Raw genomic sequence first — 14,221 nt, 5'->3', positions numbered from 1 at the left:
TCAGGATCCTGATAGTGGCGCTTATAGGCGGCCTCTAGACCGGCTCGGCGTCGGCTTGGAGGTCGGGCGGTCAGAGTTCTCCCCATCAGCACGAACACCGCGGGCCGGACCACCCGGACCCGCACCGCGACTGGGGAGACCACCGTGAACCGCACCGCCACCACCGCCACCGTCGCCGCCGCCCTCGCCCTCGGCGCCCTGCTCACCCCGGGCAGCGCCGCCGCGGACCCGGCCACCACCGGCAGCATCACCGGGCTGTCGTTCTTCGACCGCGACGCCGACGGCATCTTCGGCGCCGGTGACCGCCCGATGGGCGGGTCGCCCTCCTACGTGGTGACCGACCTGGCCACCGGCGAGGTCACCTACAAGCTGTGGAGCAACCAGGACGGCACCTACTCCGTCGACGACCTCGCCCCCGGCGACTACGAGATCCTGGGCCGCACCGGCTGGTACGCCAAGACCACCCCGGAGACCGTCCGGGTGCGCGTAGAGGCCGGTCAGGCGGTCGTGGTCGACTTCGGCGCCCGGGGTGCCCGGGTGGGCGGCTCGGCCTGGATCGACACCGACGGCGACGGCGTCCGCGAGGCGGGCGAGCCCGCCGCCGCGCACGCCCCGCTCTACGTCAACACCCCGTACCTGGCGTACGCGACCACCGACGCCCAGGGCAACTACCAGGTCGAGGACCTGCCCGTCGTGGGCAGCGGGAAGGTCCAGCCGCAGGCGCTGGAGGGGTACACCTTCACCACGCCCGGCGGCGACTCCGACATCGACCCCGCCACCGGGTCCTCGGCGACCTTCCCGATGACCGCCGACACCGACGAGGTCGTCACCATCGGCTACGCGCCGGTCGGCTGAGGTCCCGGGACGTCCTCGGCGAGGGTGAACCACACGGTGGTGCCCTCGCCGGGGGTCGACTCCAGCCACAGCCGCCCGCCGTGCCGCTCGATGATCCGGTCCACGATGGCCAGGCCCGCGCCGTGGCCACCGCCCCGGGAGTCCTTCGGGTGCAGCCTGCGGAACAGCCGCAGCACCTCGACCTGCTGGGCCTCGGGGATGCCGATGCCGTTGTCGCGGACGAACACCGCCCCGTCGACGAGCCCCACCGCCACCGTGCGGGGGTGCTCGTCGCGGGCGTACTTGGCGGCGTTGACCAGCAGGTTGACCAGGATCTCCTGCAACCGGTCGAGGTCGGCCAACAGGGTGGTGCCCGGCGGCGGCAGCAGCACCTCGACCTGGTTCTCGGCCAGCCGGGCACCCGCGATCTGCAACGCCAGCTCGGTGGCCGCGCGCAGGTCCACCTCGGTGCGGCGCAGGTCGGCCTGGCCGAGCTGGGCGAAGTGCAGCAGCGAGTTCACCAGCTCGTCCATCCGCACCGCGAGGTCCTGGATGGTGTCGAGCCTGCGGGCGGTCACCGGGTCGAGGTCCGGGGCGTCCTCGACGATGAACGCGGCGCTGTTGGCGATGCCGCGCAGGGGTTCCTTCATCTCGTGCGCGGCCACGTGGGTGAAGGTGTCCAGGTCCAGGTTCGCCCTGCGCAGCTCGGTGTTGAGGGCGGCGAGGTGGGCGCTGTGGCGCAGCACCACGGTGGTCACCGCGTGGCCGAACTCCTGGGCCACCGCGGCGTCCGCCCTGGTCCACGGCAGGCTGCGGCCGCGCACCACCTCCCGGTACACCGCCGAGGAGCCGCGCGGGGTCAGCCGCTGCCCGTGCGGGCCCAGCAGCACCGGGGCCTGCGGGTCGGCCGCCCAGGTGCGCGCGGCGCGCCGCTCCCCGCGGGTCCAGGCGACCACGTCGCCGTCGCCGTCGAGGGCGAGCACCAGGGCGCCGCTGAGCCGCTCGGCGTGCTCGGCCATCCCCGGGCCCAGCCCACCGAGGTCGTCGCTGCGCCACACCTGGCCCGCGGCCAGCGGCGGCAGGTGCGCCCAGAGCGCGGCCAGCGCCGCCTCGTCCGGCGGTTCCCCGCCGGTGGCGGTGGTGGCCCCGGCCAGGCGCAGCACCAGCGCGTCGGCGGTGATCAGCTCGGCCAGCAGGTCGCTGCCGCCGAGGACGGACTCGTGCACGTCGACGTCGAGGCCGGTCACCAGCCGCGACAGCGCCGTCCTGGCCCGCTGGCGGGCGCGGGCGGCCTGCGCCTCGCCGAGCGCGGACAGCTGGAGCGACAGCGCCACCCCGAAGAACTCGCACGCCGCCCGCACCTCGGCGGGCAGCACCGTGGGCCGCAGGCCGTGGCAGGCGATCAGGCCCCACAGCCTGCCCTCGTGCAGCAGCGAGACCGACATCGACGAGGTCACGCCGATGTTGCGCAGGTACTCCAGGTGGAAGCCGGACACCGTGCGCAGCGCGGAGCCGGACAGGTCCAGCGGGGTGCCGAGGCCGGGCAGCACCGGCGGCACCAGCCCGGCGGTCGCGTCGTCGACGTCGGCGATGACCCGGATCCAGTTGCGCTCGTAGAGCCTGCGCGCCTGCGGCGGGATGTCGGTGGCGGGGAACCACAGGCCCAGCCACGGCTCCAACTCGGGGGCGACGTCCTCCGCGATCACCTCCCCCGGCCCCTCCGGTCCCTCGAACCGGTAGGCGACCACCCGGTCGTAGCCGGTGAGCCCGCGGACCTCCGCGACGGCGGCGGCGCACACCTCGACCACCGAGCGGCCCGCCTGGAGCTTGGTGAGCGCGGCGCGCACGCCGGGGAAGAACCGGGAGAAGGCGAACGGGCGCTGCGCGAGGGCGGGCTCGAACTCCAGCACCGCCAACCCGTCGGCGCGGTAGGTGGTGACGTCGAACTCCCGCTCCCCCAGCCGCACCGACACCAGCCCGCTGTCCCCGGTCGGCGCGTCCAGCGTCGCGCGCACGGCGTCGACCACCGCAGCGCCCAGCAGGTCCGCGACGGGCGCGCCGACCAGCTCGCCCGGCGGCAGCCCGAGCACGGCGGCGGCGTTCTCGCTGGCGACCGCGACCCGCTCACCGCCCACCGCGAGCAGCGCGCCGTGCGACTGGATACCGCCGAGGCGGTGGATCGGCTCGCTCAGGCACACCGAGAGGTCGAAGGCCGGGCCCGCGACGGCCTCGGCGGCCCGGTCGCGCTCGTCGGGGGTCCAGGGCACCTGGTCCGCCCGTTCGCTGCCCGCCACGCGGTCTCCTCGTCCTGCCGGGGCGGCCGCGGCCGGCTACCGTACCGGGGACCCTACAGACCGGGGGCGCGCCGGGCCCGGCGTGCCGGAGCGAGCGGAGCACCAGCTTGGGAGCGGACCCGCGGCTGCCCTGGTCGAGCAGGTTGCACGAGCTGTGGCGCACGGCCTTCTCGGCGCACAGCGTCGAGGAGCTGGGTGCGGAGCTGTACCCGGGGTTGCTGGCGCTCCCGGGGGTGTGCGCGGTGGTCGGCGCCCACCTGCGCGGCGACGGGGCGCTGCGCGTGGTGCGCTGGACCGATGTGGACGGCACCCGCACCGCGCCCCCCGGCCTCGCCGCCGAGGTGCTGGCCTGGCTGGCGGCCCCGGGCGGCGCGCAACCCGGCGGGGTGGGGCTCGCGGAGGCCGAGCAGCGCTCCCCCGACCTGGCGCGGCGGCTGGCGGCGGCAGGCGCGACCGAGCTGCTGGCGCTGCCGTTCGCCATGGCGCAGGGCGAGCGCGGCTGGCTGGGGCTGGGCACCGACGGCGCGCAGGCCGCCGAGGACGCCGCCGTGGCGCTGCGCCAGGCCGCGGAGGTGGTGACGGCCGCCCAGCGCCGCATCACCGAGCAGCGGGCGCTGGAGGACGAGCAGGCCATGGACGCGATCCTGGCCGAGGCCTCGCTGCGGATGGACGCCTCGCTCGACATCGAGGACACCCTGCGGGCCACCGTGCGCATGGCGGTGCCCGGCCTGGCCGACGGCGCCGCGGTGCACATCAACCGCGACGGCGAGATGGTGCAGATCGCCGTGGCGCACGTCGACGCCCACCGCGAGCGGCTGCTCGCCGAGCACCTGTCCGCGGGCCGCTGGGCGGGCGAGGCGGTGGTGCGCGGGGGCGAGCGCTCCGGCTGGGACGACGTGCCGCACCCGACCGGGCTGCCCGCCGACACCGGCCTCGACGCCATGACGATCAGCGTGCTGCGCGCCCGCGGCCGCGACGTCGGGCTGCTGACCTTCTTCCACCGGCAGGGCTCGGCGCGCACCCCGTCCGGGGCGTTCCTGCGCGACCTGGCGGGCCGGGCGGCGCTGTCGATCGACAACGCCACCCTCTACGACCAGCGCCGCCAGGACGTGCTGCAACTCCAGCAGCACCTGCTGCCCTCCGTGCTGCCCGCCGTGGCGGGGCTGGAGTTCGCCACCGCCTACACCGTCGCCGACCACACCCTCGACATCGGCGGCGACTTCTACGGCGTGGTGGACCGGCCCCAGGGCGGGGCGACCGCGCTCATCGGCGACGTGTGCGGCCGCGGCGCGGCGGCGGCCGGGCTCACCGGCCTGGCCCGGCACACCCTGGAGACGATGCTGGCCGACGGCCGCTCCGCCCAGCACGCGGTCGCCGCGCTCAACGCCAAGATGATCGACAACCGGGTCAGCCGGTTCCTCACCCTGGCCGCGGTGACCCTGGAGGCCACCGACGCCGCGGGCGAGCGACCGGTGCGCGCGCTCGCCGCGGGCCACCCGCCGCCGCTGGTGCTGCGCCGCGGTGGCGCCGTGGAGGCGATGGGGTGCGGCGGCAGGCTGGTCGGGGTGCTGGCGGACCTGCGGCTGCGCACCGACACCACCGCACTGCGCCCCGGCGACGCCCTCGTCCTGCACACCGACGGCCTCACCGAGGCCAGGGACGCGGCGGGCGGCTTCTTCGGCGAGACCGACCTGGTGCAGACGCTGACCCGGCTGCGCGGGCTGCCGCTGCCCCGCTTCACCGCCGCGCTGCTCGACGGCGCGGGCCGGTTCCGGGTCGGCGACGACGCCGCCGTCCTGGCGGTGCGCCACCTCGGCAGGCGGGCGCTGGCGGCCAGCCTGCCCCCGGACGAGGTCGCGGGCGCGGTGGCGACGGCGGTGCGGGACCTGCGCGGCACCGCGCCCCCGCTGCCCGACGACGCGGTGGCGCACCTGGCCAGGGCCACCGGCCCGGTGCGGGTGACCGTGGACGGGGACGCGCGGTGGACCCGCGTGGAGATCACCGACGAGGAGGGCGAGGTCGCGTGGACGGAGCTGACGGCGTGAACGACCGGCGGCTGGTGCTGGTCGTGGAGGACAGCGCCGAGGACCGCGAGGCCATCGACCGCGCGCTGAGCCGGTCGCACCCGGAGCTGGACCTGGAGTTCCTGCCGGACGGCAACCTCGTCCTCGACCGCCTGCGCGACCGCGAGCAGCGCTGGCCCGCGCTGCTGTTCCTCGACCTCAACATGCCCGGCGTCGACGGCTACCAGGTCCTCACCCAGGTCCGCGCCGACCCCGACCTCGGCCCGCTCACCATCATCGTCTTCACCTCCTCCACGGCCTCGGCGGACATCGACCGCTGCTACGCCGCTGGGGCCGACAGCTACGTCTACAAGCCCGTCAACTTCGCGCTGTTCCGCACGGTCCTGCGCGGCGCGGTCGACTACTGGCAGCAGAACCTCGCCACGTGACACCGGCGACCGGCACCGATCACGCGGGATCACGGAGAGCCACCCCCTGACCAATTGCGATCGGGTTCGACCTCCCCGGGACACCCCCGCCTGGGCTAGCGTCGTCGCATGTTCGCGGCGGAGCGTCGGCAGGTCATCCTGGAGCTGGTCCGGACCAATGGCGCGGTGTCGCTGCGCGAGTTGGCCAGGATCGTCAAGACCAGCGAGGTGACGGTGCGCAGGGACCTGCGGTCCCTGGAGGAGCAGGGGTTGCTGGCGCGCAGGCACGGCGGGGCGGTGGCCACCGAGCGGCCGTCCTACGAGCCGACCCACACCGAGAAGACGCACGTGGCCAGCGCGGAGAAGGCCGCGATCGCGGACCTGGCCGCGGAGCTGGTGGCCCCCGGCGACGCGGTCGTGATCGGCGCGGGCACCACGACGCTGGCGCTGGCGCGGCGGCTGGCCCGGTTGGCCGAGCTGACGGTGGTGACGAACTCGCTGCTGGTGGCGCAGGTGCTGGCCAGGGCCAAGGGCCCGGAGGTGATCATGCCGGGCGGGGTGCTGCGCGGGTCGATCTACGCGCTGGTGGGCAGTTCGGCGGAGAACGGGTTCGCCGGGCTGCGCGTGCAGCGGGCGTTCCTGTCCGGCAACGGGTTGTCGGCCGCGCGCGGGCTGTCCACGCCGAACGCGACGGTGGCCGCGGTGGACCGGGCCATGGCCGCGATCGCCGACGAGGTGGTCGTGGTCGCGGACAACACCAAGATCGGCGTCGACACCATGATCCAGACCGTGCCGCCGGGCGGCATCGCGCACGTGGTGACCGACGACGGCGCCTCGCCTTCGGAACTGGCCGGGCTGCGCGCCGCCGGGGCGACCGTGCACGTGGCCGAGGCGGGCGGCGCGGGCCGCGATGACCGTTTCCCGGATGCAAACGATCGGTTTCGTTCAGAACACTGACAGTTCTTGCCCTCCGGTGTGCGCCCGGGGTTAAGTCCTGAACACGCGAGGAGCGGTCGGCCTCGCGGGACCGCGACGTCCCCACCGCGGTCCACCCAGCCCCGAAGGAGTGGCAGATGACCCGGGTCCCGTTGCGCCCCAACACCTCCCACCGCGTGGCCCGCCCGGCCGCGCTGGTCGCCGCGGCGGCCATCGCGCTCGCCGGGTGCGCGAACCCGGAGGGCTCCGGCTCCGGCACCACCGAGCAGTCCGGGGGCACGCAGGTGGTCAAGACCGGGACCGCGAGCGGCCCGGGGTGCACGCTGGAGCAGTACGGCGCGACCAAGGTCGAGCTCAAGGACGCGGTGGTCGGGTTCTCCCAGTCGGAGAAGGAGGCCAACCCCTTCCGGATCGCGGAGACCGCCTCGATCAAGGCCGAGGCGCAGGAGCGGGGCGTGCGCAAGCTGCTCACCACCAACGCGGATTCCAACCTGGGCAAGCAGGTCTCCGACATCCAGTCGATGCTCGCCCAGGGCGCGCAGGTGCTCATCGTGGCACCGCTGAACTCCGAGGGCCTCGAACCGGCCCTGCAGGCCGCGCGCGCCAAGAACGTCCCGGTGATCACGGTCGATCGCAAGCTGACGTCCGCGACCGCCTGCAAGGACTACCTGACCTTCATCGGCTCGGACTTCGTCGAGCAGGGCAAGCGCGCCGGGGAGGCGATGGCCAAGGCCACCGGCGGCACCGCCAAGGTCGCCATCCTGCTGGGGTCCTCGGGCAACAACGTCACCACCGACCGCACCTCCGGCTTCAAGGACTACGTGGCCGCCAACGCGCCCGGCATCGAGGTCGTCGCCGAGCAGACCGGCGACTTCTCCCGGGAGAAGGGCCAGACGGTCACCGAGAACCTGCTCCAGGCCAACCCCGGCATCACCGCGGTCTACGCCGAGAACGACGAGATGGCCCTGGGCGCGGTGACCGCGATCAAGTCCGCGGGCAGGAAGCCGGGCACCGACGTCAAGGTCGTCTCGGTCGACGGCACGCGCAACGCGGTGCAGGGCATCGTCGACGGCGAGGTCAACGCCGTCATCGAGTCCAACCCCCGCTTCGGCCCGCTGGCCTTCGACACCATCGCCAAGTTCCTCTCCGGCGAGTCCATCCAGTCCTCGGTCGTGATCGAGGACAAGCAGTACGACAGGGACAACGCCGCCGCCGAGGTCTCCGCCGCGTACTGACCCGCGGCAGAACCCACCGGCAGGACGTGCGAGGAGGCGCGCAGTCGTGGCAGAGGAAGTGGTGCTCGCCGCGTCCGGGATCCACAAGCGGTTCGCGGGCGTGCACGCGCTGCGCGGCGTCGACCTGGAGGTCCGCGCCGGTGAGGTGCGGGCGCTGGTGGGCGAGAACGGCGCGGGCAAGTCCACGCTGATCAAGGTCCTCACCGGGGTGCACCGCCCCGACGAGGGGTCGCTGCTGCTGCGCGGCGGTCCGGTCCGCTTCGACGGGCCCGCCGCCGCGCAGGCCGCGGGGATCAGCACCGTGTACCAGGAGGTGAACCTGGTGCCGTCGATGACGGTGGCCGGGAACCTCTACCTGGGGCGGGAACCGCGCAAGCGCGGCCTGGTCGACTTCCGCGGGATGCGGCGGCGGGCGGGCGCGCTGCTGACCGACCTGGGCATCGACGTCGACCCGGGCAGGCGGCTCAGCACGCTCGGGCTGGGCGTGCGGCAGATGGTCGCGGTGGCCAGGGCGGTCGACGTGGACGCGGGGGTGGTCATCATGGACGAACCCACGTCCTCGCTGGAGCCGCGCGAGGTGGACACCCTGCTGGCCCTGGTGCGGCGGCTGGCCGAGCGCGGTGTGGGCGTGGTGTTCGTCAGCCACCGGGTGGACGAGCTGTACCGGGTGTGCGACTCGGTGACCGTCCTGCGCGACGGGCAGGTCGTGCACACCGGCGCCCTGGCCGGGCTCGACCGGGTGCGGCTGGTGGCGACGATGCTGGGCCGGGAGGTCGCCACCGTGCGCGCCGAGGGCACCACCGCGTTCTCCGGCGAGCACGCCGCGCAGGACGAGCGGGACGAGCCGGTGCTGGTGGCGACCGGGCTGCGCCGCTCGACCGTCCTCAGCGGGGTGGACCTGACCGTGCGCCGCGGCGAGGTGGTCGGGCTCGGCGGGCTGCTCGGCTCCGGCCGCAGCGAGACGGTGCAGGCGCTGGCCGGGTTGCAGGCGCTCGACGGCGGTGCCGTCGTCGTGGACGGCAAGCCCGTGCGCACCGGCTCCCCCGCCGCCGCCATCCGCGCGGGCGTGGTGCTCGTGCCGGAAGACCGCAAGGCCGAGGGCATCATCCCGCACCTGTCCGTGCGGGAGAACATCGTGCTCGCCGCGCTGCCGCGGCTCTCCCGCGCGGGTGTGGTGTCGCGGGCCAAGCAGGACGCGGTGGTGGGCGCGTTCATGCGGCGGTTGCGCATCAAGGCCGCGAGCCCCGAGCAGAAGGTGGGCGAGCTGTCCGGCGGCAACCAGCAGAAGGTGGTGCTGGCGCGCTGGTTGGCCATGGCGCCCCGGGTGCTGCTGCTCGACGAGCCCACCCGCGGCATCGACGTCGGTGTCAAGGCCGAGGTGCAGGCGCTGGTGGACGAGCTGGCCGAGCAGGGCCTGGGCATCGTGCTGGTCTCCAGCGACCTGGAGGAGCTGGTGGCGGGCGCCGACCGGGTCGTCGTGCTGCGCGACGGGGTGTCGGTGTCGGAGTTGGCGGGCGGGGAGGTCGACGCCGACGGGGTGCTGTCGGCGATCGCCCGGGCCGGGAAGGAGTCCGGATGACGGCGCGAACCGCGGCCCGACGGGTCGACCGGGCGCAGGCGGTCGGCCTGCTGCGCGACTACGGCGCCTACGCCGCGCTGGTCCTGCTGGTGCTCGTCAACGTCGCCATCACCCCGAACTTCCTGGCCGTCGACACGCTGCGCACGCTGGCCGTGCAGGTGGTGCCGGTGCTGGTGGTGGCGCTGGGCATGGCGCTGGTGATCGGCACCGAGGGCATCGACCTGTCGGTGGGGTCGGTGATGGCGATCGGCGCGGCGATCCTGCCGCTGTACCTGGGCTACGGCCCGGTGCCCGCGGTCCTGCTGGTCGTCGCCGCGGGCGCGGTGGCGGGGCTGGTGAACGGGTCGCTGGTCGCCTTCGTCGGCGTGCAGCCGATCGTGGCCACCCTGGCGCTGCTCGTCGGCGGCCGCGGCCTCGCGCTGGTGATCGCCGACGGCAGGCTCAAGGACGTCCGCGACCCCGGCATCCGGGAACTGGGCGCGGGCACCGTGCTCGGCATCCCGTACACCGTGCTGGTGGCGGTGGTCGCCGTGCTGGTGGTGGCGTTCCTGGTGGGGCGCACCACCTTCGGCAGGCACGTCGTCGCCATCGGCGGCAACCGCCGGGCCGCGGAGTTCGCGGGCCTGCCGGTCAAGCGCACGCTGGTGGTCGTCTACGTGGTGTCCGGGGTGCTGGCCGGGATCGCCGGGGTGCTCGGCACCGCGCGCCTGGGCGCCAGCGACCCGTCCCGGCTGGGCGAGCTGATCGAGCTGTCGGCCATCACCGCGGTCGTCGTCGGCGGCACCCCGCTCTCCGGCGGGCGGGTGCGGGTGGCGGGCACGGTGGCGGGCGCGGTGCTGATGCAGCTCATCACCGCGACCCTGATCAAGAACGACGTGCCGGTGTCGGTGGCGCAGATGGCCCAGGCGGTCATCATCGCCGCGGCCGTGCTGCTGCAACGCGACCGGGGAGCCACGCGATGAGCACCACCGACCTGCGCCCGGGCACCACCGCCACCGCCGCCCCGCGGCGCCGGTCCACCGCCGCCGCGGTGGCCGCGCTGGCCCAGCGGCACGGCGCGCTGGTGGTGCTGGCGCTGCTGCTGGCCTACGGCGGCATCGCCTACGACACCTTCCTCACCGGGTACAACCTGGGCAACGTCGCCGTGCAGGCGTCGTTCCTGGCGGTGATCGCGCTGGGCATGACCCTGGTGATCGTCAGCGGCGGCATCGACCTGTCGGTGGGCTCGGTGTACGCGCTGTCCGGCGTGCTGGCCGCCTACGGCTCGCGGTGGGGCGTGCTCGGCGCGCTGCTGCTGCCGCTGGCCGTGGCCCTGGCGATCGGGCTGGTGCAGGGCCTGCTGATCGGCAGGTGGGGCATGGCGCCGTTCATCGTCACCCTGGGCGGGCTGCTGTTCGCCCGCGGCCTGCTCCAGTTCCTCACCGACGAGGGCAGCCAGACGTTCCTGGTGCCCGCGGGCTCGGCCTTCCGGTGGCTGGGCCAGGGTGCGGTGCTCGGCATCGGCGTCCCGGTGTGGGTCGTGCTGGTGCTGTTCCTGCTCGGCGGGCTCCTGCTCCAGCGCACCGCGTTCGGCATGCGGCTGTTCGCCATCGGCGGGTCCGAGGACGCCGCGTCGCTGATGGGGCTGCCGGTGGCGCGCACGAAGGTCGTCACCTACGCGCTGTCCGGCGGGCTGGCCGGGCTCGCGGGCGCGCTCAACGCCGCGCAGCTGGGCTCGGGCGTCACCGTCATCGGCGTGGGCTTGGAGCTGAACGCCATCGCCGCGGTCGTCATCGGCGGCACGCTGCTCACCGGCGGGCAGGGCGCGGTCAGCGGCACCCTCGCCGGGGTCGCCCTGCTCTACGCGATCCAGGAGCTGATCAACCAGAGCGGTTCGGTCAACTCCAACATGCAGGCCGTGGTCAGCGGCGCCGTGCTCATCGTCGTCGTGGTCACCCAGACCGTGCTGTCCCGGGTGCGCAGGCGCTGACGCGCGGCGCGTCCCCCGATCCACCCGTCCCGGTCCGTCCCACCCTGAGAGAAACCGGAGAGCACCGTGGCTCGATCACCCTCGCACGTCCGGAGACCACTACTCAGAGTAGCCCTCACGATGCTGATGGCCACCACCTCCCTCGTCCTGGGCGTCACCGACGCGGGCGCGCAGGCCAAGGGGGACAAGGGGAAGGGCAAGGACCCCCGGCCACCGGCAGGCAGCGTCACCTGGGCGCCCAAGACCCCGCCGCTGAGCACCCCGTGGACGGGCCAGGTCAGCCCCACCAACGCCCTGCCGGACTACCCGCGCCCGCAGCTGACCCGCGCGGACTGGCAGAACCTCAACGGCGTCTGGGAGTTCTCCGGCGCGGCCAACCTCACCAACCCGCCGATCGGCAGGCCACTGGGTGAGGGCGTCCTGGTGCCCTACCCGATCGAGTCCGCCCTGTCCGGCGTGCAGCGGCACGAGGACAACATGTTCTACCGCCGCACCTTCACCCTGCCCAGCGGCTGGAACGGCAAGAACGTCGTCCTCAACTTCGGCGCCGTCACCTGGGAGACCCGCGTCTGGGTCAACGGCAAGGACGTCGGCGCGCACACCGGCGGGTTCGACGCGTTCTCCTTCGACATCACCTCGGCGCTCAAGCGCAACGCCACCAACGAGATCGTCGTCGGCGTGAAGTCAACAGTGGATGGACAGCTCTACCCGGTCGGCAAGCAGCGCAAGAACCCCGACGGCATCTTCTACACCGCGGCGTCGGGCATCTGGCAGACGGTGTGGTTGGAGCCGGTGGCGCCCGCGCACATCACGCGCCTGGACACCACCCCGGACGTGCCCGGGGGCGCGTTGCAGGTCGCGGTGCAGGCCACGGGGGTCACCGGGCAGCAGGCGAAGGTGGAGGTGCTGACCGGCGGTCGCATCGTCGGCACCGCCACCGGCGCGGTGGGCGCGCGGCTCCGCGTGCCGGTGCCGAACGCCCGCCTGTGGTCGCCGGACGACCCGTTCCTCTACGACCTGCGCGTCACCCTGACCGGCTCCGGCGGCGGCGACCAGGTCGGCGGGTACGCAGGCATGCGCTCGCTGGGCAAGGCGGTCGTCGGCGGCGCGCTGCGCCCGCTGCTCAACGGCAAGTTCGTCTTCCAGATCGGCACCCTGGACCAGGGCTACTGGCCGGACGGGATCTACACCGCGCCCACCGACGCCGCCCTGCGCTTCGACCTGGAGCAGCAGAAGCGCCTGGGCTTCAACATGGTGCGCAAGCACATCAAGGTCGAGCCCGCCCGCTGGTACTACTGGGCGGACAAGCTGGGCCTGATGGTGTGGCAGGACATGCCCGCGCTCGACGCGGTGGACGAGACCCCCGCGGCCAGCCACGCCAACTTCGAGTCGGAACTGCGCCGGATCGTCGACCAGCTCAAGGGCATCACCTCGATCGTGCAGTGGGTGCCGTTCAACGAGGGCTGGGGCGAGTACGACAACGGGCGCATCGTCGACCTGGTGCGCTCGATCGACAGCACCCGGCTGATCAACCACGACTCGGGCTCGAACTGCTGCCTGTCCGACCCCGAGCCCGCCAACGGCGACGTCGTCGACGACCACGCCTACCAGATCTCGACCGGCACGCGCCCGCCCACCGCGACCCGGGTGGCCGTGCTGGGCGAGTTCGGCGGGCTCGGCAGGCGCGTCGAGGGCCACGAGTGGCAGCCCGGCCGCGGCTTCGCCTACGGCGAGCTGTTCCCCGACGAGACGACGCTGACCAACCGCTACGTCGACATCACCGGGCAGGTCGGGCGGTACGTCCAGACCCGGGGGCTGTCCGCGTCGGTCTTCACCGAGCCCTACGACGTGGAGAACGAGGTCAACGGCTTCTACACCTACGACCGCAAGGTCCTGAAGATGTCGGAGTCGCGGGTGCGGGCGGCCAACCTGGGCGTGCTGGCGCTGGCGAACGGCACCGACGTGCCGCGCGGCGAGCCGGTGTCGCTGCGGGTGACCACGCCCGGGTACACCGACCGGTCGGTGCGGCACCAGGACGGCCTGGCGCGCACCGACGTCGTCACCGACGCCGGTTCGGACGTGCTGAAGCAGGACGCCACGTTCCTCACCAGGCCCGGCCTGGCCGACGCGGCGTGCGTGTCGTTCGAGTCGCGCAACTTCCCCGGCCGCTTCCTGCGCCACCGGGACGCGCGCGTGCGCAACGAGGCCAACGACGGCTCCGCGCTGTTCGCGGGCGACGCCACGTTCTGCCCCCGCGCGGGGCTCAGCGGCGGCACCTCGCTGGAGTCGAAGAACAAGCCGGGCTCCTTCATCCGCCACTACGCCGAGGGCGTCTACGTGGCGACCCCCGGTGGCCCCAACCCGTGGGACACCGCCACCGGCTTCGCCGCGGACGCCTCCTGGGCGGTCGCGACCGGCTACTGGCGCTCCACCGCGGACCTGCCGCTGGGCCAGGCGAAGTCGTTCCAGGTGACCACGCCGGGCTTCACCGACCGGTTCCTGCGCCACCGCGAGGGCCTGGCCCGCACCGACGTGGTGACCGCGGGCAGCGACGCGCTGCTCAAGGGCGACGCGACCTTCGTCGTCCGCCGCGGCCTGGCCGACAGCTCCTGCTACTCCTTCGAGGCCAGGAACCTGCCCGGCCAGTTCCTCCGGCACGCCGACTACCGGCTGCGCCTGGCGGGCAACGACGGCGGCGACCTGTTCGCGCGGGACGCCACCTTCTGCGCCTCCCCCGGCCAAGCCGCGGGCAGCGTGCGGCTCACCTCGGTCAACGAGCTGTTCGCCAGCTGGCGCCACTACGCGGAGGAGGTGTGGGTGGCCCAGAACGGGGGCGCCCACCGCTACGACACCGCGACCTCGTGGGGCGACGACAGCAGCTGGGCGGTGGTGAACCCCTGGACGCCGTGACCTGATCCCGTCGCCGAACCCCAGCGCCCCGCA

At 74.0% G+C, this 14,221-nt stretch carries 10 protein-coding genes; 9 read left to right on the top strand and 1 reads right to left on the bottom strand.

The features are described 5' to 3' along the window. Positions 1-144: 144 nt before the first annotated feature. Positions 145-855 (top strand): SdrD B-like domain-containing protein, encoded by a 711-nt coding sequence (locus tag BJP25_RS09310; protein ID WP_075974441.1) that lies wholly within the window; start codon positions 145-147, stop codon positions 853-855. Here the strand turns inward: BJP25_RS09310 and BJP25_RS09305 are convergent. Beyond that, entirely contained in the window at positions 837-3,128 is a 2,292-nt protein-coding gene (locus BJP25_RS09305; protein ID WP_198943404.1) for an ATP-binding protein, read from the bottom strand. The genes BJP25_RS09310 and BJP25_RS09305 overlap by 19 nt on opposite strands. A 107-nt stretch (positions 3,129-3,235) precedes the next feature. Between BJP25_RS09305 and BJP25_RS09300 the strand changes: the two genes are divergently transcribed. The 8 genes from BJP25_RS09300 to BJP25_RS09265 all read left to right on the top strand — a co-directional run bounded on the left by BJP25_RS09300 (position 3,236) and on the right by BJP25_RS09265 (position 14,188). Then, positions 3,236-5,173: a PP2C family protein-serine/threonine phosphatase gene (locus BJP25_RS09300; RefSeq protein ID WP_075974440.1), complete on the top strand. Its 1,938-nt coding sequence runs from the start codon at positions 3,236-3,238 to the stop codon at positions 5,171-5,173. Then, complete coding sequence (locus BJP25_RS09295; RefSeq protein WP_075974439.1) at positions 5,152-5,580, top strand: response regulator; 429 nt, start codon at positions 5,152-5,154, stop codon at positions 5,578-5,580. The genes BJP25_RS09300 and BJP25_RS09295 overlap by 22 nt, the downstream gene beginning before the upstream one ends. A gap of 108 nt (positions 5,581-5,688) precedes the next feature. Then, complete coding sequence (locus tag BJP25_RS09290) at positions 5,689-6,516, top strand: DeoR/GlpR family DNA-binding transcription regulator (RefSeq protein ID WP_075974438.1); 828 nt, start codon at positions 5,689-5,691, stop codon at positions 6,514-6,516. Between the two features lie 116 nt (positions 6,517-6,632). Next, on the top strand, positions 6,633-7,730 hold the full coding sequence (locus BJP25_RS09285; RefSeq protein WP_075974437.1) for an ABC transporter substrate-binding protein: 1,098 nt from the start codon (positions 6,633-6,635) through the stop codon (positions 7,728-7,730). A gap of 46 nt (positions 7,731-7,776) precedes the next feature. Beyond that, positions 7,777-9,309, top strand: coding sequence for a sugar ABC transporter ATP-binding protein (locus tag BJP25_RS09280; RefSeq protein ID WP_075974436.1), 1,533 nt, complete (start codon positions 7,777-7,779; stop codon positions 9,307-9,309). Continuing rightward, entirely contained in the window at positions 9,306-10,271 is a 966-nt protein-coding gene (locus tag BJP25_RS09275) for an ABC transporter permease (RefSeq protein WP_075974435.1), read from the top strand. Before BJP25_RS09280 ends, BJP25_RS09275 begins: the two co-directional genes overlap by 4 nt. Then, the gene (locus BJP25_RS09270) at positions 10,268-11,278 is read left to right on the top strand and encodes an ABC transporter permease (protein WP_075974434.1); all 1,011 of its coding nucleotides are present in this window, start codon (positions 10,268-10,270) and stop codon (positions 11,276-11,278) included. The genes BJP25_RS09275 and BJP25_RS09270 overlap by 4 nt, the downstream gene beginning before the upstream one ends. Before the next feature lie 126 nt (positions 11,279-11,404). Beyond that, positions 11,405-14,188 carry an AbfB domain-containing protein gene (locus BJP25_RS09265; RefSeq protein WP_084793885.1) on the top strand — a complete coding sequence of 928 codons (2,784 nt, stop codon included), beginning with the start codon at positions 11,405-11,407 and terminating at the stop codon, positions 14,186-14,188. Positions 14,189-14,221: the final 33 nt, after the last annotated feature.

Origin of the sequence: Actinokineospora bangkokensis (genome assembly GCF_001940455.1) — a bacterium.
GTDB classification, from domain to species: domain Bacteria; phylum Actinomycetota; class Actinomycetes; order Mycobacteriales; family Pseudonocardiaceae; genus Actinokineospora; species Actinokineospora bangkokensis.
Note: the sequence above shows the minus strand (reverse complement) of the source record. Positions and strands in the feature narration are given on the sequence as shown.

Coding starts and splice junctions, on each gene's coding strand:
- BJP25_RS09290 (WP_075974438.1), top strand. CDS start 5,689: ATGTTCGCGGCGGAGCGTCGGCAGGTCATCCTGGAGCTGGTCCGGACC.
- BJP25_RS09285 (WP_075974437.1), top strand. CDS start 6,633: ATGACCCGGGTCCCGTTGCGCCCCAACACCTCCCACCGCGTGGCCCGC.
- BJP25_RS09275 (WP_075974435.1), top strand. CDS start 9,306: ATGACGGCGCGAACCGCGGCCCGACGGGTCGACCGGGCGCAGGCGGTC.
- BJP25_RS09270 (WP_075974434.1), top strand. CDS start 10,268: ATGAGCACCACCGACCTGCGCCCGGGCACCACCGCCACCGCCGCCCCG.
- BJP25_RS09265 (WP_084793885.1), top strand. CDS start 11,405: ATGGCCACCACCTCCCTCGTCCTGGGCGTCACCGACGCGGGCGCGCAG.